Origin of the sequence: Flavipsychrobacter sp. (assembly GCA_041392855.1) — a bacterium.
Classification (GTDB): Bacteria; Bacteroidota; Bacteroidia; order Chitinophagales; family Chitinophagaceae; genus UBA5543.
On record JAWKLD010000003.1, the window covers coordinates 22,478 to 47,237 of the forward strand.

At 39.5% G+C, this 24,760-nt stretch carries 33 protein-coding genes; 24 read left to right on the top strand and 9 right to left on the bottom strand.

The window, feature by feature from the left end:
- Nucleotides 1-36 precede the first annotated feature (36 nt).
- The 5 genes from R2800_15040 to R2800_15060 all read left to right on the top strand — a co-directional run bounded on the left by R2800_15040 (nucleotide 37) and on the right by R2800_15060 (nucleotide 3,062).
- Nucleotides 37-276: a hypothetical protein gene (locus R2800_15040; protein ID MEZ5018374.1), complete on the top strand. Its 240-nt coding sequence runs from the start codon at nucleotides 37-39 to the stop codon at nucleotides 274-276.
- On the top strand, nucleotides 273-890 hold the full coding sequence (locus R2800_15045) for a hypothetical protein (protein MEZ5018375.1): 618 nt from the start codon (nucleotides 273-275) through the stop codon (nucleotides 888-890). Before R2800_15040 ends, R2800_15045 begins: the two co-directional genes overlap by 4 nt.
- An 85-nt stretch (nucleotides 891-975) precedes the next feature.
- On the top strand, nucleotides 976-1,539 hold the full coding sequence (locus R2800_15050) for a hypothetical protein (GenBank protein ID MEZ5018376.1): 564 nt from the start codon (nucleotides 976-978) through the stop codon (nucleotides 1,537-1,539).
- Nucleotides 1,540-1,632: 93 nt separating this feature from the next.
- Nucleotides 1,633-2,292 carry a hypothetical protein gene (locus R2800_15055; protein ID MEZ5018377.1) on the top strand — a complete coding sequence of 220 codons (660 nt, stop codon included), beginning with the start codon at nucleotides 1,633-1,635 and terminating at the stop codon, nucleotides 2,290-2,292.
- 62 nt (nucleotides 2,293-2,354) lie between these two features.
- The gene (locus tag R2800_15060) at nucleotides 2,355-3,062 is read left to right on the top strand and encodes a hypothetical protein (GenBank protein MEZ5018378.1); all 708 of its coding nucleotides are present in this window, start codon (nucleotides 2,355-2,357) and stop codon (nucleotides 3,060-3,062) included.
- A gap of 111 nt (nucleotides 3,063-3,173) precedes the next feature.
- Here the strand turns inward: R2800_15060 and R2800_15065 are convergent, their stop codons facing one another.
- Nucleotides 3,174-5,351 (bottom strand): T9SS type A sorting domain-containing protein, encoded by a 2,178-nt coding sequence (locus tag R2800_15065; protein ID MEZ5018379.1) that lies wholly within the window; start codon nucleotides 5,349-5,351, stop codon nucleotides 3,174-3,176.
- Between the two features lie 307 nt (nucleotides 5,352-5,658).
- Between R2800_15065 and R2800_15070 the strand changes: the two genes are divergently transcribed.
- The 12 genes from R2800_15070 to R2800_15125 all read left to right on the top strand — a co-directional run bounded on the left by R2800_15070 (nucleotide 5,659) and on the right by R2800_15125 (nucleotide 13,645).
- Nucleotides 5,659-6,099, top strand: a complete 441-nt coding sequence (locus R2800_15070; GenBank protein MEZ5018380.1) for a helix-turn-helix transcriptional regulator — start codon at nucleotides 5,659-5,661, stop codon at nucleotides 6,097-6,099.
- A gap of 123 nt (nucleotides 6,100-6,222) precedes the next feature.
- The gene (locus tag R2800_15075) at nucleotides 6,223-7,056 is read left to right on the top strand and encodes a glutaminyl-peptide cyclotransferase (GenBank protein ID MEZ5018381.1); all 834 of its coding nucleotides are present in this window, start codon (nucleotides 6,223-6,225) and stop codon (nucleotides 7,054-7,056) included.
- A 118-nt stretch (nucleotides 7,057-7,174) separates the two neighbouring features.
- On the top strand, nucleotides 7,175-7,423 hold the full coding sequence (locus R2800_15080; protein MEZ5018382.1) for a hypothetical protein: 249 nt from the start codon (nucleotides 7,175-7,177) through the stop codon (nucleotides 7,421-7,423).
- Nucleotides 7,424-7,532: 109 nt separating this feature from the next.
- Nucleotides 7,533-8,006 (top strand): hypothetical protein, encoded by a 474-nt coding sequence (locus R2800_15085; GenBank protein ID MEZ5018383.1) that lies wholly within the window; start codon nucleotides 7,533-7,535, stop codon nucleotides 8,004-8,006.
- Nucleotides 8,007-8,067: 61 nt separating this feature from the next.
- Nucleotides 8,068-8,652, top strand: coding sequence for a hypothetical protein (locus R2800_15090; protein MEZ5018384.1), 585 nt, complete (start codon nucleotides 8,068-8,070; stop codon nucleotides 8,650-8,652).
- 3 nt (nucleotides 8,653-8,655) lie between these two features.
- Nucleotides 8,656-9,435 (top strand): histidine kinase, encoded by a 780-nt coding sequence (locus R2800_15095; protein MEZ5018385.1) that lies wholly within the window; start codon nucleotides 8,656-8,658, stop codon nucleotides 9,433-9,435.
- Nucleotides 9,436-9,449: 14 nt separating this feature from the next.
- The gene (locus R2800_15100) at nucleotides 9,450-10,097 is read left to right on the top strand and encodes a response regulator transcription factor (protein ID MEZ5018386.1); all 648 of its coding nucleotides are present in this window, start codon (nucleotides 9,450-9,452) and stop codon (nucleotides 10,095-10,097) included.
- Between the two features lie 2 nt (nucleotides 10,098-10,099).
- Entirely contained in the window at nucleotides 10,100-10,636 is a 537-nt protein-coding gene (locus tag R2800_15105) for a hypothetical protein (GenBank protein ID MEZ5018387.1), read from the top strand.
- Between the two features lie 52 nt (nucleotides 10,637-10,688).
- Nucleotides 10,689-11,021: a metalloregulator ArsR/SmtB family transcription factor gene (locus R2800_15110; protein MEZ5018388.1), complete on the top strand. Its 333-nt coding sequence runs from the start codon at nucleotides 10,689-10,691 to the stop codon at nucleotides 11,019-11,021.
- 278 nt (nucleotides 11,022-11,299) lie between these two features.
- Nucleotides 11,300-12,139, top strand: coding sequence for an arsenite methyltransferase (locus R2800_15115; protein MEZ5018389.1), 840 nt, complete (start codon nucleotides 11,300-11,302; stop codon nucleotides 12,137-12,139).
- A gap of 22 nt (nucleotides 12,140-12,161) precedes the next feature.
- Nucleotides 12,162-13,250 carry an ACR3 family arsenite efflux transporter gene (arsB, locus tag R2800_15120; protein MEZ5018390.1) on the top strand — a complete coding sequence of 363 codons (1,089 nt, stop codon included), beginning with the start codon at nucleotides 12,162-12,164 and terminating at the stop codon, nucleotides 13,248-13,250.
- Nucleotides 13,251-13,252: 2 nt separating this feature from the next.
- The gene (locus R2800_15125; GenBank protein MEZ5018391.1) at nucleotides 13,253-13,645 is read left to right on the top strand and encodes an arsenate reductase ArsC; all 393 of its coding nucleotides are present in this window, start codon (nucleotides 13,253-13,255) and stop codon (nucleotides 13,643-13,645) included.
- A gap of 80 nt (nucleotides 13,646-13,725) precedes the next feature.
- Here the strand turns inward: R2800_15125 and R2800_15130 are convergent, their stop codons facing one another.
- From R2800_15130 to R2800_15160, 7 genes are all read right to left on the bottom strand, one after another.
- Nucleotides 13,726-14,124, bottom strand: coding sequence for a hypothetical protein (locus tag R2800_15130; GenBank protein MEZ5018392.1), 399 nt, complete (start codon nucleotides 14,122-14,124; stop codon nucleotides 13,726-13,728).
- 31 nt (nucleotides 14,125-14,155) lie between these two features.
- Nucleotides 14,156-14,935, bottom strand: a complete 780-nt coding sequence (locus tag R2800_15135; GenBank protein ID MEZ5018393.1) for an MbnP family protein — start codon at nucleotides 14,933-14,935, stop codon at nucleotides 14,156-14,158.
- A 48-nt stretch (nucleotides 14,936-14,983) separates the two neighbouring features.
- A complete protein-coding gene (locus R2800_15140) occupies nucleotides 14,984-15,388 on the bottom strand; it encodes a hypothetical protein (protein ID MEZ5018394.1) in 405 nt (134 codons plus the stop codon).
- Between the two features lie 11 nt (nucleotides 15,389-15,399).
- Nucleotides 15,400-16,317, bottom strand: a complete 918-nt coding sequence (locus R2800_15145) for a hypothetical protein (protein ID MEZ5018395.1) — start codon at nucleotides 16,315-16,317, stop codon at nucleotides 15,400-15,402.
- 65 nt (nucleotides 16,318-16,382) lie between these two features.
- Entirely contained in the window at nucleotides 16,383-16,769 is a 387-nt protein-coding gene (locus R2800_15150) for a hypothetical protein (protein ID MEZ5018396.1), read from the bottom strand.
- 219 nt (nucleotides 16,770-16,988) lie between these two features.
- Nucleotides 16,989-17,405 (bottom strand): hypothetical protein, encoded by a 417-nt coding sequence (locus R2800_15155; GenBank protein MEZ5018397.1) that lies wholly within the window; start codon nucleotides 17,403-17,405, stop codon nucleotides 16,989-16,991.
- 163 nt (nucleotides 17,406-17,568) lie between these two features.
- Nucleotides 17,569-17,736: a hypothetical protein gene (locus R2800_15160; GenBank protein MEZ5018398.1), complete on the bottom strand. Its 168-nt coding sequence runs from the start codon at nucleotides 17,734-17,736 to the stop codon at nucleotides 17,569-17,571.
- 314 nt (nucleotides 17,737-18,050) lie between these two features.
- On the opposite strand from R2800_15160, the gene R2800_15165 reads away from it, so the two are divergent.
- The 3 genes from R2800_15165 (at nucleotide 18,051) to R2800_15175 (ending at nucleotide 20,884) form a co-directional block, all read left to right on the top strand.
- Nucleotides 18,051-18,605 carry a hypothetical protein gene (locus R2800_15165; protein MEZ5018399.1) on the top strand — a complete coding sequence of 185 codons (555 nt, stop codon included), beginning with the start codon at nucleotides 18,051-18,053 and terminating at the stop codon, nucleotides 18,603-18,605.
- Between the two features lie 183 nt (nucleotides 18,606-18,788).
- On the top strand, nucleotides 18,789-19,490 hold the full coding sequence (locus R2800_15170; protein ID MEZ5018400.1) for a hypothetical protein: 702 nt from the start codon (nucleotides 18,789-18,791) through the stop codon (nucleotides 19,488-19,490).
- Nucleotides 19,491-19,540: 50 nt separating this feature from the next.
- Nucleotides 19,541-20,884, top strand: a complete 1,344-nt coding sequence (locus R2800_15175; protein ID MEZ5018401.1) for a zinc-dependent metalloprotease — start codon at nucleotides 19,541-19,543, stop codon at nucleotides 20,882-20,884.
- Here the strand turns inward: R2800_15175 and R2800_15180 are convergent.
- Nucleotides 20,871-21,683 carry a hypothetical protein gene (locus R2800_15180; protein ID MEZ5018402.1) on the bottom strand — a complete coding sequence of 271 codons (813 nt, stop codon included), beginning with the start codon at nucleotides 21,681-21,683 and terminating at the stop codon, nucleotides 20,871-20,873. The two genes, R2800_15175 and R2800_15180, sit on opposite strands and share 14 nt — an antisense overlap.
- A gap of 100 nt (nucleotides 21,684-21,783) precedes the next feature.
- Here R2800_15180 and R2800_15185 point away from each other — a divergent pair, with 100 nt between their 5' ends.
- The 4 genes from R2800_15185 (at nucleotide 21,784) to rpe (ending at nucleotide 24,739) form a co-directional block, all read left to right on the top strand.
- A complete protein-coding gene (locus R2800_15185; protein ID MEZ5018403.1) occupies nucleotides 21,784-22,797 on the top strand; it encodes a tetratricopeptide repeat protein in 1,014 nt (337 codons plus the stop codon).
- A 19-nt stretch (nucleotides 22,798-22,816) separates the two neighbouring features.
- Complete coding sequence (locus R2800_15190) at nucleotides 22,817-23,242, top strand: hypothetical protein (GenBank protein ID MEZ5018404.1); 426 nt, start codon at nucleotides 22,817-22,819, stop codon at nucleotides 23,240-23,242.
- A 115-nt stretch (nucleotides 23,243-23,357) separates the two neighbouring features.
- On the top strand, nucleotides 23,358-23,993 hold the full coding sequence (locus tag R2800_15195; GenBank protein MEZ5018405.1) for a hypothetical protein: 636 nt from the start codon (nucleotides 23,358-23,360) through the stop codon (nucleotides 23,991-23,993).
- A gap of 92 nt (nucleotides 23,994-24,085) precedes the next feature.
- Complete coding sequence (gene rpe / locus R2800_15200) at nucleotides 24,086-24,739, top strand: ribulose-phosphate 3-epimerase (GenBank protein MEZ5018406.1); 654 nt, start codon at nucleotides 24,086-24,088, stop codon at nucleotides 24,737-24,739.
- The last annotated feature ends 21 nt before the right edge of the window (nucleotides 24,740-24,760 follow it).

Here is a 24,760-nt window from a genome sequence, read left to right on the forward strand (position 1 = left end):
CCACCGTTTATCGGTGGGGTTTCTTATTTTAGCCGCATGATGAAATACTTGTTATCCATAACAATTCTTCTACTACTAGCTGCGTGCGGCGGCAGTAAAGAGTACACCTGCCTGTGTATAGATAAAGGGAACAATGACAAAGAAGTGGCAAAAATCACTTTAAACACAAGCACTAAAGAGACCGCGGCATTTGAATGCCGTCAGAAAAACATGGGCTACCCAACAGGAGAGTTTTATAAAGATGTACGTTGCGAACTGAAAACAGAAGAAGAATGAGAACCTTTCTAGTTTTTATATTAGCTGCCATTACCATAGCAGGTTGCAGTAATAGTGATAGCAGTATTACCGAAGGTGCAAATGGAGAAATGATATTCACCTACCAACCGCTGAACTGGCAAATAAACACTCCCCAAAAATGGTATATACTCAACGATGACGAGCTAAGACATAAGACCTATGCCTCTCAACAGTTTTATGAGCACGACAAAGAAGAAGATAGCGATGCCAACAAGATCATATTTGGGATGAACAAAGAAGAAGGCAAACAAGCTAACTCACTATATGCCTTTATAAGCGGTAATGTAACGGATCATAAAGTGGCGCTTAAAGCAATACTGGATCAACAGTATGCACAATATACCGAACCACTAAGCGGTTATGATGACTATACTGTAGATTCCACTTTCAGACAAAAGGAGATAAACCAGAAAACATTTTACATTGCTACACTAAAAGTACAAGCGCCTAATGGTGGTTATTATGAATACATCACCTATTCTACGATGCTAGACACGCTCAACTTTGGCGCAAGTATCATTTGCACCAATGAGCAAGACAAGCAACTACTGCAAGACCTGTGGCAACGATCTATTGCCACAGTAAAGCCATAAAACACGAGTTTTAACATTGTTATAGAAAGCCTAATAAATAACACGGGCAATAAAACGGTACATTTGTTGCTTGATAATAAATACTATGACTAGACTTTTAACTATACTGGTAGCCATAATACTACCTACAATGATCTTAAGCCCGAATGCACAGGCGCAAACGGTTAGCAAAAACATTAAGACGAAAAAAGCAGCCATATATAAGAACAAGGCTTTAGGCTGGAAGTTTGCCATACCTGCCAGTTGGGAAGAAGTTGAGGTAGATAAAAAGAACAATCAAATACTGGTATTACAAAAAGACAAAAAAAAGAATTTATTCAAGGCATCGCTACACCCTACCCCAAAGGCTGACGACAACACCATAAAGAACTACATAGGTTTTCTGAAAAGAAACATTGAAGCCAATGTAAATCAAATAGACTTGACAACCACTTTTAAAGATGGCGAAAAGACTGTTGAAGGCAAAAAATTCCAATACTTGGACTATGTGGTAACAGATGGACAAGGGCAAGTAGTGGGACTATACAATTCTTATTACAGACTAGTAGACGGAAAAATATTTGAGGTAACTATAAATAGTGAAGACAAAAAAATACAGAACGAAATTGTAGCAGCTTGGACCAAGTCGGTGAAATCGATGAAGAAATAACCAACAAACTCTCCATTTTATAGAAACTACACAAAATAAACTTACTTTTATTTCTGTTATATAATAATACACACAACGCCTAACAGACATAAAATGAAACGTATTGCCCTTATCCTATCCTTCATCATCTTAGCTATATTTAGTGCCTGTAAGAAAAATGAACCCGATGCATCTACGGTAAAAGGCACTTTAGACTTTTGGATGCAAGGTAAAGGGTATGTGTACGAGTATCTATATTTCAACTCCAACCAGCACGAAAGCCTTCCTGTATACTGGAGTTTTAGTGATGGCTACCACAGCTATAACCGTACCGGCACACATAAATTTAGAGACACTGGCACCTTCTACGTTGTGCTAGCTAAAGCTGCTGATACCACAATACATGTAACGAAACAAATACACATTTCGCTAGGTGCTACCCGAATGCAAAAAATAAAGAAATGGCACCTGAGTGGTAGTAAAAAGACAGGTAGCACTACTACACCTATAGCAGAAGATATAGACAACTATCCTATTACAGTATCGAACGACAATAAGTTAACATTACCTCCTAATCAAAATGTAGAAGCCATAGACCCTATAGAGCTACAATTAGACCAGCGAGTAGGAGAACATTACCAATATACAGGTACCGGTAGCAATGACACCGTCACATTACTTTACCTACCCAAGCACGATTCTATTAGTATACAACGTACTCGCACTGTAGGTAACACTACATATACCATCACCTACCAGTCAGAAAAATATTAGAAGAGAAATCCTTAAACATATTGTAATAACTAATTGATGAAACACAATACTATATTTGTATTGTGTTTCGTAGTCTACATTTTACCATACTGCTTATTATACTACCATCAGTTGCTATGGCGCAGAGTTGTGATACCCTGACATGGCCTGTAGTAGTACCTGTAGAATACATGAATCTCTATGACTTGCACGGCGTAAAGACCTATTTTTTCAACGCGGCAAAAAACAATCAGAAGCAAGAAGCCATAGAAAGGCTTAATAAACAATACGACACCCTTACTACAGTAACAATAGGCCATGTAATACGTAGAGAGGTGGTGAACAATGAGGATGAAACCTATGCTGACTCTTGGTTTTGGTGGCTCGTAAAAGAAACAGATAAAACTTACTTAAACTGTTACATACTATCTAATGCTTTAAAGGGTGCTCCTAAAAAAAGTTATTATGAATTGCGCTTTGTAGGAGACACCACTACATACCGATGGGATGAACCCCGTTATAGCCCTTACAATTTTTCTGATGTATTTCTATTACTCAAAGGACAAATGGAGGTAGCAGATGTAGATAATGGTGGCAAAAAAAGAAGCATTAGCCCCAACCAACAACTACAGAACAAGATAATGAACACGCCTATATATATGCTCACTAAGTATAACGGGTATGGCACAGACAACAGCCCTGAAAACACTACTTTCTACCGCAGCCTGCAGTTCATCTTTACCGAAGAGGAGAGCAACCTATTACTAAAGACCTTGCAGTGTATGCAATAACTAATTGTATACACAGAACTGTTTAAACAAAAAATAAACTTTGTAAAAAAAACAGCCTCTAATAAAGAGGCTGTGTCATATTTATATAGGGCGATACGGCTAGTCTTTAAATTATTGTTTTACCCACTTCACTTTATAATCATGGCCACCTGCACCTTGTATATGTATAAAGTATACACCACTTGCTATCTGCGTAGCAGGCAATGCTATCTGATTATTTCCTGCATCAACCATGCGGCTTTCCGTCCATATTAATTTACCAGTAACGTCTACAACATTTACTACCAATTCATCTTGCTCTGCCAGTTGTAAGTGCAGGCTTGCTGTATTGCCTGAAGGGTTAGGCACTACATATGCATTGCTTACTGCTCCCGCTACATTGGCTACCGATTGTTGTATTTGAATAATACCTGTTGTATCTGACATGTTGTAAAGCGTTATCGGCTTACCATCTTTATCTATTAGTATCGGATTTTCAAAACTGAACACAATAGACTCTCCTCCGATCACGCTAGTAGGAATAGTGAAGTCTACCGTTGCAATGGTACCATCACCACTCACATTTTGATGATCTATTCTTGCATATGCCCAGTCTACAACGGTATTACTAATATCTTTATTAAAGTTGAGCGTATTAGTACTATTACCCATCCAGCTGGTAGCTGTATTTATAGCTATTGGGCTAAGCGGCACAGATGTTACCAGTTTTACTCTCGCAGCAAAACCATAGATATCTTTCATTTGGTTTCCTGATGTTCCCATCTTAATAGGTACAGATACATTAAACCCTGCTACCAAAGGCGTACTACTCAGGTCAAAGAATATTTCAGGAGCACCTGTGATTTTATTAGCGGAGTTTCCTTTAGGGTGTGTCAATCCATAATTGGCAACTATCGGCGCAAGGTCAGATAGGTTTACAATACTATCTCCATTACAATCCGCATGCTTTCTGTTTACCGATGTCAATGGTATATTACTACCCCAATCAGGAGCATATTGCGCTACCCAATTATTAGAAGCGTTTGGCCTTGAAGGTCCAATGCTATTATAAGATAAAGCTACAGCCAGTGGATCGAGCAGGTTTACTACATTATCACTGTTCGCATCGCCGGGCCATACACTATCCGCAGAGCATTGTCTTGTTTTTACCAATATAGCATAGGTAGCAAAACCCGTCATAGGGCATCCGTTATCTTTCACTTTAAGGTCTATATAGAAAAATGGCAGGTTCAACGGATTAAGATTGGCTGGAGCTGACCACCATACCGTAGCACTACCTGTAGGGCTGCCCGCCATAGTACTGTTATTAAATGTCCACCCTGCTATTACAGGCGTGTCCACTTCAACAAAAACGGTATCGGTACTGGTAGGGTCTATAAACCAAGTATATGCAGTATCCATACTACTTGGGCAAGAATATACCGTTGTGGTACTGCTTGCTGATATCATAGGATAAGTGATGACGTTATTACTGCTTGCTGCTAATACAGCAATGCCAAAATCTCTTATATAAGAACCTATCAGATTACCATTCCTGTATTCCCTTACTTTGAAAGCCATGGCAAAGAACCCTTGCATGCCGCCTCTTACCGAATAGGTTTGGTTAGCGGCATTGATAGAATATAAACCATTAGCACCAAAAGGATTGGTAGGGCTAAACCCTCCTGCTGAATAAGTAGCATTGGACGTAGCAGATAGTTTTGGCGCTACACGGTCGTAGACAATACTATCTCCATCGGGGTCTATGGTTTGTAACGGCACTACCGTAGGCGTAGTAGATGTTGTGATATAAAAAGACGGAGTATTAGGAATATATGGAGTAGAGTTATGACCGTTGACATTGTTCAACGTTGCCTCCAAATATAGGTTGCCACCCGAAGCTAAGTTGTTAGACGTATTTCTGGCGCTAAGCGAAACAGAAAACTTCCAGTCTGCAGCAAGAACGTTAGGGATATTGATCGTGGCTTTGTATTTAGCCACTCTGTATCCTGGTATTACGGAACTGGAGCTATGGCATTTTGTAGGTGCTGTAGGGCAAGGGGGCGTAACGATCTCCAATGCCGTTTGTGGCAATGTCAGCTGTGCGCTCAAGCTTTTCGACGCCGAGGCTACATCAACTATTACAAATGTGGGCATATTAACCCCCGTACAGTCTCCATACAAAGTAAGGAAGACCGTATAGTTTGTTCCGTTATATTCATACCTAAGTTCTCCACCAGCTAGGTGACTGGCATTGGCATATGGAGCAAAAAAGGCCAATAAGAGCAGAGTATAGAGCGCTTTTTTCATGGAATATGATTTTATTTCATATAAATACTAGGCGTATTTTGTCACAGAAAGGTTGGGTAATATTTAATTTTTCTAAAATTATTAATCAACAGTTATCCTATTGCAAGCGTTTATTAACTGCTTCATTCTCACCAATATAAATTCCAAAAGACATTGACAACAAGCCTACAAATAAGCATTGTAAAGGGGTTTAGAACAAAAAATAAGAGAGTTCACAAAAAAACAACAAGAATTAACACACCAATTTTACATTAAATATTGTTATTTCATGCGTCAGTACCTATCTTTATAACAAATAGTTCCTGATATGCCACCCAAAGCCAAACATGTAAAGGATGTAAAGCCATTGCAATTAAAGCAAGCCGCTGCTATACTCATGAAGCGACGCAACATTGCAACCAAAGGTGAAATGGCGGAAAGAATAAAAGTGACTCCGTATTATTACTCCAAAGTTATTAATGGGGAGACACCACTTACAGAAGCTTTTTTAGAGAAGTTTTTAAAGTATGCTCGTGCTGGTAGCGTCAACGAGATACTGGCGTCTAAAAAACCACCACGTAACATGTATGAGGTGATAGCAGAGGGGTTACAAACCTACATGGAATCTAAAAAAGTAACACAAGCAGAGCTGGCAGTGCACCTAAAAACAGACCAACAGATACTAAGCCGTATACTGCATTGTAAGAAGAAACTCTTCACACCGGATATGATGATAGAAATACTAAAGCTGATCAAATACAAGCTATAAATAGATATATACCTTATTCAAGCTCTATGTTCTCCTTACATAGGGCTTTTTTATTGCAATACCTTTTTACTTTAAACGGAAGCCACTATTTTCGTCCTATTCTAAAATCAATATACATTACCCATGCGCCAATACCGCATTTACATATTGCCTCTTCTGCTACTTGCTGCTGCTTGCGGTAGCGATCCTAAACCTACGGAAAGTACTAACACACCTAAAGAAGACACCAACCCTATACCTGCCCCCAAGCATATCTCCTACCAGCTTGTCAACCAATACCCGCACAGCCCATATGCTTACACCGAAGGCCTACAGTTTGTAGATGGCTATTTATATGAAGGCACAGGGCAGTTTGGCACATCTATACTTACTAAAAACGAACTGGAAACGGGGAAAGTGCTACAACAACACAAGTTGGAAAATAAATATTTTGGTGAAGGTATTACCGTAATGGGTGATAAAATATACCAACTCACCTATCAGGCAAAAACAGGGTTTGTATATGATAAGAAAACATTCAAACTACTAAAGACCTTTTCTTTTGATAGTAAAGAGGGCTGGGGAATGACCAATGATAGCACCCATATTATATATGGTGACGGTACCGACCAGTTATATTTTTTAGACCCCGAAACATTACAAAAAGTAAAGACCATAAAAGTAGTGGACCGCTATGGGCCTGTTAGCTTCATCAACGAGCTGGAGTATATAAAAGGATACATCTATGCCAACCAGTGGCAGACTGAACTAATTTTAAAAATAGACCCTGCTACAGGCTATGTAGTTGGGCGTGCCGACTTGAAAACCTTACGCCAACGCACAGGCATACCTGCGGTCTCTAATAATGAAAGAGCACCTGAAGTGCTCAACGGCATTGCTTATGATAGTAAGGAGAATAGAATATTTGTAACCGGTAAAAACTGGCCTAAGCTTTTCGAAATAAAGCTGGATAATTAATATAGCCATCCATATCTTAAAACACCATACCCAATGGCACGGATAATAAATACCGACACGTGGGTATAAATACGCAGCTTATAATTATAGACTTTTATAATTGTAAATAGCTGCCCTGATGCCTCAACAAGAAAAGAAGCTTACAGCATATCCTATTTCGTCGGGCGATGAACTCAATGTCTTTGCCGGAGGGGTAATGACGCATGTGCGTATTATGGATATGCAAGGTAATGTGCTGATAGAAGCGGAATGCGATAATAAAAAAAGTTATACGCTGAACATAAAACACCTGAATAATGACACCTACCTTGCCGAGGTTGCTTTTAAAGATGCCCATACCGAACGAAGCATATTTGTAAAACTATAAGTACGTGTTTCTACGCATTATTTGCGGGTATCTACTTATATATACTACCTGTACTTCTATTATTACAACCTGACCATTATCTTTAATACAAACAAAACACCTGACTATTATGAGAAACAGAAATGCCGCAAATCTAAACCTACCACAAGCTAGCTGTTTTGATAGAGCAAGCTGTGGCGACCCTGCCTGCCAAGGCTATCTAGCCAGTTATCATCAAATATCGCAACAAGACTATGACGATATGGTCAATGCTTTTTTTGGCAATACCACTACAGCAGTACTCTCGGTAGCTGCCAGTGCTATAGATGTAAATGTAGACTGCCAAAGTCACCGCGTAAAATACATGATGGACGAAAACAATATTGGCGACAACAATGAGGTAACAGTAACGGTAGAGCAAGGTTATGAAATAGAAGGAAAGTATTCTATCGCCTTATTTAAAGGTATCATTACTTTGTACAACCCCGACACTTTTCATTTCTCTAAAGCAAAAGAAGACAATGGCAACTATACCCTAGCCTTCTATGCTACTGCCAATAATCAACCCGTTTATTTTGGCGACCTCTCAAACCTCTACCCATAAACTATAGTATATCAAAGAACTATTACCTTATATAAACACAACTATAGTAGCCCTACCAGTTTTGGTAGGTATCTATAAAAAAAAATATTCCCTACTTTGGTGGTACACCTTAGTAGGGTTTGTTGCTAATTTGCTGGTTGCCATTATCTTTTATGGTAGCCCTGCACGCTTCCCTGTTGCCAATACCTATATTATAGCAGAGTTCATTTTGTTATTCTTTTTTTTCAAGCAACAATTCAATACAAAATTTCAAAAGGCATCGTTTATAGTACTCCCTTTTTTCTGCATTGGTTTGGCCAATATATTTTATACAACCGAGGCAGGCATTAGCCTACAACACTATAAAGATTTTGACGCCTTTAGTGCTGCAATGTTTTCTCTTAGCTATATACTGCTCTGTATACTAGGCTATGTCAAGATATTACAAGAAAAAAGCACGCTCCACATAGAACGGTCAGCCTTCTTTTGGGCAAATACGGCCATATTTATCTATACATCAGGAATCTTTTTTCTATTCCTTTTTACCCGTTACCTGCTCACTCACGAAATGAGTACCTACGTAGGACAGCTATGGCAGATAAACGACACATTGCTTATCTTAAAGTCAGTAATGCTATCGACCTCATTCTTTTGCAAAAGACCTTAACTATTGGATACACATCTTACCACATTGATAATAATAGGCATTGCCGCCATGCTCCTTTTAGCATTAGGGGTTATATTATTTGTTGTATTGTATCAACGTAGGGTCATTAAACATCAGGTAGAGTTGGAACGTATCAACCTACAGAAGCAACAAGAATTATTACAAGCCTCTATACAAAGCGAAGAAGAAGAGCGTGCTCGCATTGCTTCTGAGCTGCACGATGATATAGGTGCTACACTTTCCTCCGTCAGGCTCTTCTTACACAATGCTGCCACTGGTGCCGATAATGAACACTTAGAACAATCGAAAAAACTACTGGACGACAGTATAAAGAAACTAAGAGATATATCTCATAAACTACAGCCTGCTACCCTTTTCCATTTAGGGTTGGAACAATCGATACTTGCTACCGCTGATGTGATCAACAGATCGGGCAGCATGAAGATCAAATTCACTTCCACTAACACGCTACCACGTTTTAATGGACAAGTTGAGCTTTCTGTCTACCGCATATTACAAGAGCTGCTTAACAATATCATGAAGCATGCCAATGCTACAAAAGTGGATATAGAGACAGTTTTGTCTGATAAAAGATTGACCCTATCCCTTACACACAATGGCACAGGATTAACTGAGGACAGCTACCATGAGCTTATTTATAAAAAAGGAGCTATAGGGCTGAAGAATATTGAAAACAGGAGAAAGTCGATACAGGCAGCTATTAGTTTTTATACAGATAATGATGAATACGGTATTTTACTAACAGTTCCCGTAGAAGTATAGTAAATTAGCGTAAGATGCCTACCATAAAATACGCTATAGCAGACGATCATAAAATTTTCAGACAAGGCTTAAAAATTGCCCTTAGCGACGATACTCAACTCGCACTAGCCGGAGAAGCGGGCAATGGACTAGAGCTGTTAGAACTGCTAAAGACCAACGATATAGACGTAGTATTACTGGATATAAAAATGCCGGAGATGGATGGCATTGCGACAACTAAGGAGATAAGAGCACAATACCCCGACCTAAAGATCATCATCCTTACCATGTTTGATGAGGAGCACTTTATCCTGCATCTTGTACAGGCTGGCGCCAACGGTTATTTATTAAAAAACGCAGAGCCTTCAGAAATAAAACTGGCACTACATGCAGCTGTAGAAAACGGCTTTTATTTCAACGATCTGGTGAGCAATACCATGCTGAAAAATGTGGTACAAAAAGCACAAACCCCTACTATTTTTAAACAAGTAGAGCCACTTAACGAAAAAGAGCTTAACGTGCTTCGCCTCATTTGCGAGCAGCATACCGCCGCCGAAATTGCAGAGAAAGTATTTTTAAGTCCGCGCACCGTAGAAGGGATACGCTCTGCCTTGCTAGACAAGATAGGTGTACGCAATACTGCTGGGCTAGTGATGTATGCTGTAAAAAATGGAATAGTGTAGCAATGGTTAGACCTATCTTACTTGCAATACTGGTAACATGTTCCAACTGGTGCTATGCACAAGAACAAGAGCTTTCTCCTCTAGAAGAGGTTACCGAATTTCTACAAGGTAAAGTATGGGTAAATAATATGACCTGTTATGGAGATAGCTGCATCAATCAGAAATACTACGCGTCTTACTATTATTGGGATGGTACTTTGCAAGACTATATAAAAGATGGTATCAACTTCAATGCTTTACAACTGAGCGAAGTAATTTATACAGAAGACTCTATTACCAATCAAAAAAAACCTACTATCAATATGTCTACTCCTATGTTGGTAGTATTGAGCAAAGATGAACAGGAATACCCCACCTACAACTGCCTGTATAAGTCTGAAAGTTTTTCAGGTTTTGTAGAGTTGAAGATGAATAAAAACCTTTTTGTACTAAAAGGCTTGTTTAACGATGATGATACTATAGTGACCATGCAATACAAGAAAACTACCCCACCACCAAGAATAAAAAAAATGATTCAATTTGCCCCTGCAGAAAAATAATTTTTGGCTGTAAAGAATATTCATCGTAATATTACAATGAATAGTACAAGCAATGGGTATTACAAAATCAGATTTATTTACTAAAAAGCAGAACGAACTAGCCAATATGGCTAAAGCACTGGCGCACCCTGCACGTATTGCTATACTTCAGTATCTACTGAAAACAGATAGCTGTGTATGTGGCACTTTGGTAGATATTTTGGGCTTAGCACAACCCACCATTTCGCAACACCTAAAAGAGCTCAAACAGGTGGGGCTGATACAAGGCAACATTTCAGGTACCAGTGTTTGCTATTGCATCAACCCAAAAAAATGGGCTGAGTATAAAGACTTCTTCGGTAGTTTCTTCAAGGAATTGCCAGAGTCGAATACTAGCTGCTGCTAATATTTTTTTGCCGCTATTCATCGCAATATTGCAATTAACAAATAAAAGGAATAGACTATGACACAGATTCAAATGAACCATAACTGTTGCGATACACACGACAACGACTGCTGTGGCGGACTTGGTTGTGGAGAAGGAACAGGCTGTTGCTAAAACAGCAATTTATAATACTTGATACCCTCAATTGCTTTGGGGGTATCATTTTGATAACATTAAATTAATGCAGAATTTAAACTGCTCAATCGTAATATTGCAATAACGGATTAAATAAGCATAAAATGCCTACTGATCAAGAACTGAAAGACATTGTAAAACAAAAATATAGTGAGATAGCACTACAAGACAAAGAGACCAATATGAGCTCTTGCTGTGGTAGTGGTGGCTGTAGTACCGAAGTGTACAATATAATGAGCGACGACTATGCCCAAATGGAAGGGTATAATGCAGATGCAGACCTAGGATTGGGTTGTGGCCTACCTACGGAGTTTGCACAAATAAAAGAAGGAGATACGGTTATAGACCTAGGCAGCGGAGCTGGTAACGATTGCTTTGTAGCACGCTCGGCAACAGGTGTGGCAGGTAAGATAATAGGAATAGACTTTACCGAAGCCATGATAGAAAAGGCTAGAGCCAATGCCGAAAAAATGGGCTTTAACAACGTAGAGTTTAGACAAGGAGATATTGAGAAGATGCCTGTAACAGCAAACGTAGCTGACGTGATAGTGAGCAACTGTGTGCTGAATCTTGTACCTAATAAAGACGGTGTACTAAAAGAGATATTCAGAGTATTAAAACCTCTAGGGCATTTCAGTATATCAGACATAGTGCTTGTGGGCAACCTGCCAGACAATTTGCGTAGTGCTGCCGAGATGTATGCTGGTTGTGTAAGTGGTGCTATACAACGTCAGGATTACCTGAACCTGATAGACCAAAACGGGTTTAAAAATATCACAATACAAAAGGAGAAAGAAATAGTTATACCTAACGATATACTGAACAAGTATTTAAGCGAGGAAGAAATAGACCAATTTAGAGCTAGTGGCACAGGTATATATAGTGTAACCGTATTTGCTCAAAAACCAGAGGCTGGTTGTGTACCGGGTTCGGGCTGTTGCTAAACTAGTTGATAAAGCACGAAACATGTCTGCAAATAATTGCGCTCCCGCGGTCGAAAGAAAAAAGCTAGGATTCTTAGACAAGAATCTGACGCTATGGATATTCCTGGCTATGGCATTAGGTGTAGCCATAGGTTATTTCCTACCTCAATCTGCAACATATATCAATTCATTATCCAGCGGCACTACCAATATTCCATTAGCTATAGGGCTGATACTGATGATGTATCCTCCCCTAGCCAAAGTGAAGTATGAGCAAATGGGTAAAGTGTTTAAAAATCTAAAAGTTTTAAGCGCTTCTCTATTCCTAAACTGGATAGTAGGGCCCATACTTATGTTTGTCCTAGCCCTATTGTTTCTAAATGGCTACCCCGAGTATATGGTGGGGCTTATACTGATAGGACTAGCACGCTGCATAGCTATGGTTGTGGTATGGAATGAGCTGGCTGAAGGTAGTAGAGAATATGCAGCAGGGCTTATTGCACTTAATAGTATTTTCCAAGTTATCTTCTACAGTGTTTATGCTTATATTTTCATTACCGTTCTGCCACCATTGTTTGGCTACGAGGGTATTGAGGTAGCCATCACCATAGGTCAGATAGCCGAGAGTGTAGCCATATACTTAGGCATACCTTTCTTGGCAGGTATTGTGAGCAGGTATGGTCTTATAAAACTAAAAGGAGAAGAATGGTTCAACAAAAAATATGTTCCTTTCATCTCTCCTATTACACTTATAGCATTACTGTTTACCATTATTATCATGTTCAGCCTCAAGGGCGAGCTGATCGTACAAATACCATTGGACGTTTTAAGAATAGCGGTACCACTGGTCATCTACTTTGTGTTGATGTTTGTTGTAAGCTTCTTTGTAGGCAAGCGCATGGGGGCAGACTATTCTAAAAACACATCTATAGCCTTTACTGCTACAGGAAACAATTTTGAACTGGCAATAGCAGTAGCCATTGGTGTATTTGGTATTAATTCAGGACAAGCTTTTGTTGGTGTTATAGGCCCTCTTGTTGAAGTGCCTGCATTGATAGCATTAGTAAATTTAGCTTTCTGGTTTAGAAAGAAATATTATAACACAGCAATACAAACTACAGCAACTAAATAAACATGAAGAAGTTATTATTCGTTTGTATAGAAAATAGTAACCGCAGCCAAATGGCTCAAGCATTTGCCAAGATACATGGAGGGGATGCAGTACAGGCTTTTAGTGCAGGTTCAAAACCTTCGGGTATTGTTAACCCTAAAGCTATTGCTGCAATGAAAGAGCTGGGGTATGACCTGAGCACACACGATAGCAAATCTATAGATGAGGTGAAAGATGATGCTCCATTCGATGCGGTAGTAACTATGGGCTGTGGTGATGCCTGCCCTTGGATGCCTGCCAAGCAACACATAGACTGGCAAATACCCGACCCAAGACATATGGAAGGTGAAGAATTTAATACAATAAGAGATCTAGTAAGCCAAAAGGTAAAAACACTTTTATCTGAGCTTAGCTAAAAGGTTTTAATTATGAAAGCCAAATAAAAAGGGAGTGTATGTCTATACACTCCCTTGCTTTTTGTATTGATAAGTAGTTATTACAAATGCTGTCCTTCTGTGACAGGCACTGTTATATTTTGTGTGTTTTCTACCGTTACCGTATAAGGAATACCACCTACCACGTCTTGACCAATACTACTGTCGTAGCCCTTAGCATAAATATAGTAGTTGCCTTTTTTAAGACTTGTAAATGTAGCTACAGGCTTGCCATTCTCATTAGTAGTGCTCACCTCTTCATCGTAAGCTGATGGCAGCTCTTGAGTATTGTACTTTATCATCACTTTACTATTGGGGATGTCTTTGCCATGATGCTGAGGTGTAACTTTCAGCGTTGCATTACCGCCTTTGCCACCTACTTCTGTTTCATCTGGTCGGCAACAGGCAAACATGGATGTAGTCACCAATAATACTACCGCTATATTTACTAATCCTTTCATTGTATGATATTCCTTTTTATGAAGTTAAGTATTATTCATTTGTTGCGCTAGTAACGCTGAACATATGTTTGTAGTTATCTGCAATTTTTGCAGCCATAGCACCAGGCGCCATCAAACTAGGTGTTGTCGCTATTGACACGGGATTGGTAGGGCCAAAGAATTTAGCTGCATCTGTTTTTATTTTGAAAGAGCCTGCCTTATCTCCGATAGTTACCGTATTAGGCAAATCAAGTGTTACTTGTCTAGGAGTTTCCGTTCCTGCAGCTACGCCACCAATATGGTATCTATAAGCATTGCCTGTCTCTGTAGACTTGCTGGAAGTACCTTCTATTTTCACTTGTATATAACCTGTTGACCATGTCCAATACATATCACCATTTACATTTGGGTCTAGTGCGCCTGTTTGTGCACCACTGGTATTGCGCGGCACATCTACTCCTACCATAAACTTAATACTCTTATAAGTACCTGCAGGTACATTAGCTACGTGAAAATGTAATGAACTGTGCTTATCTCCTTTTAATACTCTGTAGCTTTCCGGCTCGGCATATTCCGTACCATCTTCCTTTACAAAAATGATATTGGTGATCCAGTAGTTAAACTTAGTAATGGTAAGATCCTCCCCTTGCAGGTTGGTATAGTTACCTGTATTCAGCACTATTTCCTCATTGCCAAAGTAGTTCTCAAACATGAAGTGCATTTCATTAGTAGTTGCAGGTGGCTGAACTACAGGTTCTTCAGGCTTGCGACAACCAAACAATACAACAGTAAAAAGACTTAATAGTAATATATTTTTCAATGACTTAATCATGACAATTTATTTTCAAATAGTTTAATAATAAAGACGTTTAATTAACTTTTACGGTTGGCTTATAAAGCCTAGTTTTTCATGAGTCTCATTTTGCTCATGGTCCAGCACAGCAGTTATTTCCAGCTGCAGTGGGGTTTGGGTAGCTATACTATCGGTCCACTGCTCATTGATATTGATGATATCTCCGTGTGCATGACCTTCTGTTTCATAATATAGCTTACCTGTTTCTTGGTTAACAATTTTAATAATGTAGCCGTGCATTTGGGTAATGTATCTAATATTCGCGACTATAGATAACGTTTCCCCTTTTCGCACTACTTGCCCTTCCTTTGGCGATGTAATATTTACTACTACCTTATCGGGCTGTACGGCTACTTCTTCTTTTTTCTGACAGGCAATTGTGCCCATCAAAAAAATACTTGCAATGGTTGTCAAAAGACTTCTATTCATCATTCACAGTTTCTTTACTCAAATAAGTAAACGAACCCAATGTCTGCCCTGCTATTGGCAATAACATTACCTGATGCATATTGCTGTGTCATTGGCTTGTAGTACGATAATTGAATACCAGCCTTCCCATAATAAACCTGTGCACCAGCAGAGGCATATATTATAGTGCCTCCTGTCTGGGTATTCAACCATTTGCGCTTATAGTTATCATAGTTGTGCAGCGAGTACTCGTAACGCATACCTAATTGCGGGAGCACAGTAACCTTACCTTGTTGCCACTGGTAGAAGGTTGTGAGTTGTGTACTCAGCCTGTCTCCAAACTTATAGCTGTCACTATTGGCGGTAGTAATGGTATAATTTGCATCCAGATTAGCTCCTACGCGTTTATACTTTATGGTATAGTTTGCATTTACGGGAAAATCCCAAGAAGCTGAACCTGGCTGTATATTAGGCAAGCCTTGCTGTTCCAGTTCTGTAATACCCTTATAGCTACCCAACGGCATTTTTACTCCAGCACCTGCTTGTAGTGTATGTTTCCATTTTGCCGTGTCGGCAGACTTGAGCAGTATCACATTGGCTAGAAATGTTGCATCGCCAACTCCTTGCATTATGGTATTAATACCATCTACTCTACTGGCGTTGCTATGGTAGGGCAAGAACCCGAACAACTGTATTTTTTCACCTACCGTGTATCTTCCCCATAGCTGCATGGTCTGAAAATATTGTTCAGACGTTTTAGAAGCGCTAGCATCGGTGAGCCCTTTTTGCAAACTACTAAAGTGGCGATACTGATACTGCACCCCCACAAAGTGGCGATGGAGTTGAGGCAACATACCTAAACTCTGTCCGCCGGTAGATGCGCTGCATACATCGCAGGCACTAGCAGGCACTGATGCCGATAGCAGCAACAGCCCATACATTAGGCGTTTCATACTTATTTGAAATTATGGATAAGAAATATACTGTAGTGCTTTACGCTACAATATTTATTGCGTTCTTATACCAACGGCTGGGGAGGATGAAATACAGAAGTGATATATTGAGTACCACGTGGTGCATTGTACTTATCGTGAAAAGTAACAATATCTTTTGAAGTATAACAAACACATAGCACCTGTGTTGTTAATACATACTCAGACAGTTCTGTCTTCTTATTTTTTGTGGGTAGATTTTTATTAGTAGCATCACCACTATCCTCCACTTTGTCTATTTGCTTTTTCAGATAACACTTACCATTACATTGCAATTGAGGCTTGTCTTTGTTTTCGCAAAGCTCTGCCGCAATGTACTCTTTATTGATCTCATACCATGCTATCACCCCCATCTTGGCGACGAACTGATAGCTAATGCTGATCAATAATGCTATGGCTAATATATGTTTCAAGCGTTACAAAGTTAAGGCAAAAACCGCACCAACAATTATAAAAAATCTAAAACTCCATTTTTTATCATTGAACACACAATAATGCTTTACCAAAATATCAGACAGTATTTATTCTTCTAAAGTTTGGTCGATACTGTATGCGTAGCAGCACTGCTCAATAAAAAAGCTGCCATAAGGCAGCTTAGTCTTTTTCTTTTTTTTAATTGTATTTGAAACACCTTAAGGATGTAAATCTAATAGTACAGTATAAGATGTACCTGGAATAGAGTCCACTACTTTAAATGTAGCACCTCCTCTTAGTACCCAATTTCTTGAAGCGTCATAACCTTCGCCGTAGAAGTAGTAATCTCCCAGCTTTAAACCTTTAAAGCTTGCTGTAGGACGACCGCCCGATGGTTTGGCCACCATATTGTTGTTATATTGAAATATTGACTCAGGAGCTCTTTTTGAATTGTAATAAACATATACTACACAACTATCTATATCCTTGTTTAGATATCTTGGTATGATGTTTATGGTAGCATTACCACCTGTATCTGCTACTATCTTTACAGGTTCAACAACTTGATTCTCACGTGTGCAAGATGCAAAAATGCCTGCTAGTAGCAACGTCGCTATAATATATGATATACGCATAATGCTTTAAAGATATAATTTGTCGGTAAATTATAAAATAGCTGACAAAAAAATACTGGTATCCTCACTTATTATTATGTCTATAGACACAAAAAGCCCTATAGCTATTCACATTTAGCTATAAGACTCTATTATATATTGTTATAATACTGTAGGTAAGCGGTTATGCCGTTTGCCACTCGGCCTTCTTTACCAAGCCAGACTTCTTTATCCTAGTTGGCTTAACCGCATTTTTGTCTTGATTCTCTTTTTGGATCTTGACAAGTACTAATGCGCATAACATGTATGCTTTTAGTAACAGCCCCACGGGGTAAGTGATCAATACTTTCATGATTGTGCTTTTTATTGTTTTTAAATTTCGTTGGTACAAATATGGCTGTACTGCTCTCCTCTTTTCAAATAAACGGAGGAGCTTAACAGCCAGTTTGTATTTAGATAACAAGTGGTTTGCAACTACTTAACAAGCGGTTCACATTCCCTAAAAGCGATTTCCTAACCAATAGTTAACTGATTACAAACACCTAGTTAAGCCAGTCTATTTTTTTGGAAGAGGGGGACATCTCGTTGCATCTTTGTGTTATCAAAACAAAAAATACACAAGCAAGTTTCAATCGTTTTAAACAAAAAGTAAAAGACACACGAAGAATGAAAAACACAACAACGATTGCTGCACTGCTGGTTTTCATCAGCAGTACAGCACTTGCCCAAAGCACATCATCTTCAGCAGGGCAAAACATTATCCTTACACTTACCGATGCTATCGAGTTCAGCTTTATAAACACAGGCAATAGTGTAGGTAATGATGTCACCTTGCCTTTTAGTAATGTCAATGCTTATGCTAATGGCGTTGAGTCTACTGCACAAGAATTAAAAGTTCGTTCCAATAAAGGTTTTACTGTAACTGTAAAAACAACGGCTACTAACTTTTCTTATAATGGTAGTGCTACCCCCGTACCTGTTATGCCTATACTTCAAGTGCTAGGCTTGCAAGTAACCGCTAACGGGACAGGAGGTAATATTGCTGCACCATTTGCCAATTCGAGCTACAACACATTAAGTAGTACCAGTCAGAATTTAATTAACTACGGCCATCGTGGTGGCAACCAAACTTTTTCAATTAAATATAAAGCCACTCCAGGCTTTGCATACCCTGCGGGCACTTATACAGCCGAAATCGTATATACCGCTACGCAGACTTAAACCTCTTTTGTTTTATGTGTGTTTGTTAAGCTCTCTGGCGGGAGCTTTACCTAGGGTGCAGTATTATTCTGCTGCACCCATTTTTTAAGATCAAGATGTGATATACACCCCTTCTTGGTATATAAGCTGAGAGTAAGGTGCTACCTTGATGGTAGCACTTTTTATTTCCCTTAACTTAGCGGCATGTTAAGACTGCTACTTACTTGCTTAATACTTATCACAAGCATTAGTACCCGTGCACAACTTTTATTAGGAGTTGGTGCTCAGGCCGACTTCCCAATGATGTTCAACGAATTTGTAGGTGGCTATCATCACCAAACAGGCAATCCCGGTTTTCGTTTAGCAGCATGTTACGAATCCGAGCAGAGTAATTTTTCTCCTGCTGCCACCGTTAGTATCTCTACAGCATCCTTACCGGTACAGTGGGTGGCCAATGAGTTTGTGCTCAGCATGGACTTTGTGCACCTACAGGCAATGCTTTTTGGCAGGTTAAAAAAAGAAGTGAACAACGGGCTATTATACTATGGTGTAGGTATTGGCGTCTCTCATTTTTCAGGAGATGGTGTCACCATCGGCGGCAGTGATAATGTGCAGCTACAAACTACCTTATCCGACTCCTCAAAATATATTAAAATGCTAGCACCAACAGTAGCCTTCAATATAGAATACATACGCCCTATTGCCAATAGCAACTTCTCGTATAGTATAGGTGGTCAGCTCAACTATTTTTATTTCTACGACAAAACCACCACCTACCGCATAGACATTGTAGATACAAAGGGGAGATACTTTAAAACCTCACCTCAGCTATCAGGCCATACGCTAAACCCCATGCTGTTCGTCAACCTATACTATCGTTTTGGAGATACTCGAGGCAGGTACTAGTTGATAGCACTATCTATATTATCCGTATTTTTAAACGCAATTGATTGTTTATGAGAGGAGTATTATTGGTTTGTAGTTGGCTACTGATAAGCACAGGCAGTATAGCACAACAAAAATGTGGCACAGAGCTACTGGCTAAACGCCTTGCAGAAAAGCACCCCGAAGTGCTGCAGCAGGTAGAAAAAATACGTGAAGGAAATACACCCCAAACAGCGGCACAACAGAAAACCAATGCACAAAACCCTATACCAGTTGTTTTTCACATAGTACTCAATGAGCAACAGCAAAAACAAATAGGCGGACTGGCTGGGATACAACAACGAATAGACTCTCAACTGGCAGTACTCAATCGCGACTTTAATGCACGCAATGCAGATACCAGTTTAATACCTAATGCCTTTAAACCTTTTGCAGATAATCCTAATATCAGTTTTGCATTAGCGCGTACTGCACCTGACGGTAGCGCTACTAATGGCTATACCATCAATACTACCAGCCAGTTAGGCTTTCTTCCCGAAGGAGGTATTGGCTCTGGCTTCGGTTTTAGCGACGCAAAGTATACTACTACAGGAGGCAAAGACGTATGGGATCCTTCCAGCTATTTAAACATTTGGGTTATCAACCCCATTAATGAAGCAGGCAGCAATACACTACTACTGGGCTTGGCCATACCATACTACTATGTGGTGGGCAACTATGGCGTGTCTATGAACGAAATGGGTGTGATACTACACTACCGTGCCTTTGGCAGAAGAGTAAGCCCTTTGGACAATTATATAGCAAGTGCTGACCTAGGTCGCACCTTAACCCATGAAGTAGGTCATATGTTTTACCTCTTCCATATATGGGGAGATGATGAAGGGAAATGCCCTTTCAATGGAGGCAAGGATGATGGTATCTATGATACCCCTATGCAAGCCTACTCTTCTAACAGGTGCCCTAGCTTTCCTTTTACGGACGGCTGCACGCAGTCATCACCAGGTATCATGTATATGAACTTTATGGATTATACCGATGATGTGTGTGTCAACATGTTTACCAAAGGGCAAGTAGAGCGCATGCGCAATACCATAAGACAAGGAGAGGGTATGTATCCCCTCACTCAGCATCCTGAACTTTTAGTACCACCCATTGGCAACACTACTACAGATAATAACTTTACCATATACCCCAACCCTAGCGACGATCATATAAACATACTTTTTGCAAAACAGACCACTAACCTAAAAAGCCTGCATGTGGTAAGCTTGCTAGGGCAGGTAGTAGCTACACATAAGGTAGAAGTACAAAGCAGTTACTATCACTTCAACCTACGTAGCCTGCAAACGGGCTTTTATATATTGGTTATGGATTTTGGCAATGAAAAGAAAGTAACCAAGATCATGGTGCAGTAGTGGCAAAGTCTATTGTGGCAGAATAGATGTATTGTGTGGTAGTATAATCGCCCCAACTTATATCATATTTATACTTTTTTACTGGTTCTTTATTATCATGTTTATCTAAATAGTTTCTATACTTTTTATATACTCGCATTGGTTCTTCTGCACCTCGAAAAGTGGTATAAACAACATCGCCTTTCTCAATAGTCAATGGTAATATATATTTTATAGTATTGATGCAGACTTGTATCTGCTTCAAGGTGTCTGGTTTAAAATCGTCATACTTAAATATTCGTTCAACTTTATATGCTTGAAACACCATACTATCATTCTCCATTTTTGAATACACTCGACCGCCATAAGTTGTATCTACAAGCCTATTCTTATACAGTTTCCATTTATTGATACGGATGGTATCTTCTTTTACTTGATCTATGTTGAGCAATTCTAAACTACTACTCTTATTGTCAAACGAAATTGAAACACTTATATATTCTATTCCAGGAATTTGTTTCACTATTGCTATTAGAGATTGATGCCCGTTTTCATTTAACTTACTTACACATTGAATATATTCTTCTTCTAAACAATCAAAGAAAAACGGCTTGCAGTATATTGAAATCAAATTACAATGATTATAATACGGAAATAATTCTCTAATATGACTCACAGCTTTGTGATGTACATCTCTGGGCATAGGTTCTCTCTCTATCGTATCGATCACTATCACCTTCTGCTTAGTCTCCTGCGCATAGACTTTAATGCTACTTAGCAGCACAAAGACTATTAGGGGAATAGTGTAAACCGATCTCATACATTATCAAGATACAATATTAAACCACGAGTAAAATCACAGTTGCGTCAATCATTATTTTTCCTTCAACGCATCCTTCAAATTATTTATGTTTGCAGTTATGAATAGCGTTTGGAATAGATTATTGACTCTTACGATCATTACTACTTTTTTTGCTGCCTGCGGCGATAACGATAGTGGCATTAGTGCCGATAGCATCTTTGCCAGCCAACCTGCGCTTAAGGAAGTAACACAAGCTATCAATAAAAACCCTGAGAAAGCAGAGCTATATTTTGAGCGCGGTGCTATCCTAGACCGTATGGAGCTAGATTCTCTGGCACTACTCGACTATCAGAAGGCCATATCACTCGACTCTACTCAGGCCGACTACTACAGCACCATTGGTGATATGCTCTTCGAGCACAAAGACATCAGCGGTAGTGTGGTATGGTTAAAAAAAGCATTGGAACTTAATCCTAGTGATACAAAAGCTCACCTCAAGATCGCGAAGATGTTCGTGTACTTGGAAGAGTATACCAGCGCCTTTAGCGAAATAAATACCGTGTTGAAACAAGATGTATACAACCCCGAAGGCTATTTTCTAAAAGGGATGATCTACAAAAACCTTGACGATACGATGAAATCTATCTCCAGTTTCCAAACAGCGGTACAGGTAGACCCCGAATATCGTGCAGCGGTAGAACAACTAGGGCTGATGTACAGCAAACTGGGCGACCCTTTAGCACTACAATATTTCGATAATGCTTTCCGTATGGATACCTTAGATGTATTCCCGCTATATGCACGTGGTGTTTTCTATCAAGACCTGAAAGAATACGCCAAAGCAAAGGAAGAATATAAAAACGTTATCATGCACGATAGGCAGTATGAAGACGCCTACTACAACATGGGCTATATACTACTGCAAGAAGACTCTATAGAAAAAGCATGGCGCCAATATGACCTGCTGACCAACATCAACCCTGCAAGCCCCAAAGCCTACTACAACAGAGGTGTATGCTATGAGCTAAAGAATGATATGGAGAAAGCCATAGCCGACTATCAGCAAGCGCTGGTCTTCGACGAAAACTATGCCAATGCAAAAGATGCCCTCAAACGCTTGGGAAAGCAATAGGCATTTAGTATATTTTAATATGAAAAGATATGTACTACTCCTTTTGCTGCTACTGGCTGCAAACGGCATACAGGCGCAGTTAAGCGAGTTTTACAATGCCATTCCTACCAGCAAAAACATAAATATCACCCTAACATACTGCGATAGTACTACGTTACCATACTATAATCTCTATTCTTTTGATTATTTTGATGGCACGGATACGGTAGCTGCCGAAATGCTAGTGCCTAAGAAGGAAGATATGTTCCATAAAGAGTTGATGGTTGTAAATACACAACTTTGCAGGATAACGACCTTCTACAACACGATCAGCAAGGATAAACACGTACCACTAAAAGTAAATGATTACATAGAAGTGATACGCAACCAAGGGAAGGATACATTATTCTTGAACTTCGACCCGTTGCTACCGCATCCCGTATTAACCCCTTGCAACAGCAAGTAATACTTATTAATAAAACAAACTGAAGCAGAACCAATATATATTACTTGTTTGCCTAAGCATTATACTATCATGCTTTGCCCTGCCTGCGTCTTCGCAATCAAAAAGAGACACCGTAATGGTGATCAGGAAGAACGAATCGGCAACCAGAGCCACACCACAACCTGTAATGCGCAGTAAGGTAAAGGTCATTAAGCCCGGCGATACGGTAAAAAAAGAGCCTATAAAAGTTATTGGAAAGATAAGACCTATAGACACAGCCATCATTATCAAGAAAGGGAAAACACCTGAAGAGATACGCAGAGAGGAAGCAAGGCTGGCCAAGTCTGAAATAAAGCGTAACCCTGCATTTTGCGACTGTGTAGAGATGAGCGTATATGCGGCGGATACCCTCATATTCCCCAACTACCTCACATACACCTTTACAATAAAGAACAATTGTAAAATACCCATATGGATCAGTACCAAGCATTTTCGTTTTGAGCCACACAATTATTTCGGGCATAAGGTACGCGTAAAGCGTAAGCTGGGTTTTGTGGTAAGGCACGATTATAAAGACTTTGAACAACTGGCACCGGGCAACCAACAGTCTTTCAAATACTCAGACGATGCCTTCTACGAGTACGCCATTGCCAAAGGCAACACCTACAAATTTCAGTTCTTGCACTACAACACCAGAGAACGGTATAGGAATGACCCTACAAAGACCTTTTTATGCGTAAAAAAGGATGAAGTGACCATATATGTAAAGTAATTCCTCTATAAGGCCAAATACATACCTCCTTTTACCTTATAAAACCTATGATTATTTTATCTTGCAGCTATTATAAATACAAACTGTAACAAATGGCTCTTATAGCACCTTCCGTATTATCTGCTGACTTTCTGAACCTTGGCAGAGATCTAGAAATGATTAATAATTCTGAGGCTGACTGGTTTCACGTAGACGTAATGGACGGACGTTTTGTTCCCAACATTAGCTTTGGTATGTCTATCATAAAGCAAATGAAAAAGGTAGCTCAAAAACCTTTGGATGTGCACTTAATGATCGTAGAGCCTGAAAAATATTTTGAAGACTTTAAAAATGCCGGTGCCGATGTACTAACAGTGCATTACGAGGCTAGCACACACCTGCACCGTAGCCTACAGGCCATCAAGGCATTGGGCATGAAAGCGGGCGTGTCTCTTAACCCACATACACCTGTGCATTTATTGGAAAATATCATCACAGAAATAGACTTGGTGCTTATTATGAGCGTAAACCCGGGTTTTGGCGGACAGAAGTTCATCCCTCAGGCTATAGATAAGGTGCGTAAGCTAAAGCAAATGATCAATGATGCAGGTTGCGATACTCTTATAGAAATAGATGGAGGCGTTACGCTAGACAATGCAGCAACCCTTATAGAGGCAGGAACGGATGTTTTGGTAGCGGGTAATACCGTATTTTCATCAGACGATCCTATGGCAACCATCAAAAAGCTTAAGAACGCAGGAAAATAAACGTAACTTATTGACGTTTAA

Bases quoted from the DNA above. Each gene is read 5' to 3' on its own strand.
- R2800_15185 (MEZ5018403.1), top strand. From the start codon at position 21,784: ATGAATAGCGTTTGGAATAGATTATTGACTCTTACGATCATTACTACT.
- R2800_15160 (MEZ5018398.1), bottom strand. From the start codon at position 17,736: ATGAAAGTATTGATCACTTACCCCGTGGGGCTGTTACTAAAAGCATAC.
- R2800_15045 (MEZ5018375.1), top strand. From the start codon at position 273: ATGAGAACCTTTCTAGTTTTTATATTAGCTGCCATTACCATAGCAGGT.
- R2800_15165 (MEZ5018399.1), top strand. From the start codon at position 18,051: ATGAAAAACACAACAACGATTGCTGCACTGCTGGTTTTCATCAGCAGT.
- R2800_15055 (MEZ5018377.1), top strand. From the start codon at position 1,633: ATGAAACGTATTGCCCTTATCCTATCCTTCATCATCTTAGCTATATTT.
- R2800_15100 (MEZ5018386.1), top strand. From the start codon at position 9,450: ATGCCTACCATAAAATACGCTATAGCAGACGATCATAAAATTTTCAGA.
- R2800_15080 (MEZ5018382.1), top strand. From the start codon at position 7,175: ATGCCTCAACAAGAAAAGAAGCTTACAGCATATCCTATTTCGTCGGGC.
- arsB (MEZ5018390.1), top strand. From the start codon at position 12,162: ATGTCTGCAAATAATTGCGCTCCCGCGGTCGAAAGAAAAAAGCTAGGA.
- R2800_15075 (MEZ5018381.1), top strand. From the start codon at position 6,223: ATGCGCCAATACCGCATTTACATATTGCCTCTTCTGCTACTTGCTGCT.
- R2800_15110 (MEZ5018388.1), top strand. From the start codon at position 10,689: ATGGGTATTACAAAATCAGATTTATTTACTAAAAAGCAGAACGAACTA.
- R2800_15040 (MEZ5018374.1), top strand. From the start codon at position 37: ATGATGAAATACTTGTTATCCATAACAATTCTTCTACTACTAGCTGCG.
- R2800_15130 (MEZ5018392.1), bottom strand. From the start codon at position 14,124: ATGAAAGGATTAGTAAATATAGCGGTAGTATTATTGGTGACTACATCC.
- R2800_15190 (MEZ5018404.1), top strand. From the start codon at position 22,817: ATGAAAAGATATGTACTACTCCTTTTGCTGCTACTGGCTGCAAACGGC.
- R2800_15065 (MEZ5018379.1), bottom strand. From the start codon at position 5,351: ATGAAAAAAGCGCTCTATACTCTGCTCTTATTGGCCTTTTTTGCTCCA.
- R2800_15195 (MEZ5018405.1), top strand. From the start codon at position 23,358: ATGGTGATCAGGAAGAACGAATCGGCAACCAGAGCCACACCACAACCT.
- R2800_15155 (MEZ5018397.1), bottom strand. From the start codon at position 17,405: ATGCGTATATCATATATTATAGCGACGTTGCTACTAGCAGGCATTTTT.
- R2800_15170 (MEZ5018400.1), top strand. From the start codon at position 18,789: ATGTTAAGACTGCTACTTACTTGCTTAATACTTATCACAAGCATTAGT.
- R2800_15140 (MEZ5018394.1), bottom strand. From the start codon at position 15,388: ATGATGAATAGAAGTCTTTTGACAACCATTGCAAGTATTTTTTTGATG.
- R2800_15105 (MEZ5018387.1), top strand. From the start codon at position 10,100: ATGGTTAGACCTATCTTACTTGCAATACTGGTAACATGTTCCAACTGG.
- R2800_15050 (MEZ5018376.1), top strand. From the start codon at position 976: ATGACTAGACTTTTAACTATACTGGTAGCCATAATACTACCTACAATG.
- R2800_15175 (MEZ5018401.1), top strand. From the start codon at position 19,541: ATGAGAGGAGTATTATTGGTTTGTAGTTGGCTACTGATAAGCACAGGC.
- rpe (MEZ5018406.1), top strand. From the start codon at position 24,086: ATGGCTCTTATAGCACCTTCCGTATTATCTGCTGACTTTCTGAACCTT.
- R2800_15115 (MEZ5018389.1), top strand. From the start codon at position 11,300: ATGCCTACTGATCAAGAACTGAAAGACATTGTAAAACAAAAATATAGT.
- R2800_15125 (MEZ5018391.1), top strand. From the start codon at position 13,253: ATGAAGAAGTTATTATTCGTTTGTATAGAAAATAGTAACCGCAGCCAA.
- R2800_15135 (MEZ5018393.1), bottom strand. From the start codon at position 14,935: ATGATTAAGTCATTGAAAAATATATTACTATTAAGTCTTTTTACTGTT.
- R2800_15145 (MEZ5018395.1), bottom strand. From the start codon at position 16,317: ATGAAACGCCTAATGTATGGGCTGTTGCTGCTATCGGCATCAGTGCCT.
- R2800_15085 (MEZ5018383.1), top strand. From the start codon at position 7,533: ATGAGAAACAGAAATGCCGCAAATCTAAACCTACCACAAGCTAGCTGT.
- R2800_15180 (MEZ5018402.1), bottom strand. From the start codon at position 21,683: ATGAGATCGGTTTACACTATTCCCCTAATAGTCTTTGTGCTGCTAAGT.
- R2800_15070 (MEZ5018380.1), top strand. From the start codon at position 5,659: ATGCCACCCAAAGCCAAACATGTAAAGGATGTAAAGCCATTGCAATTA.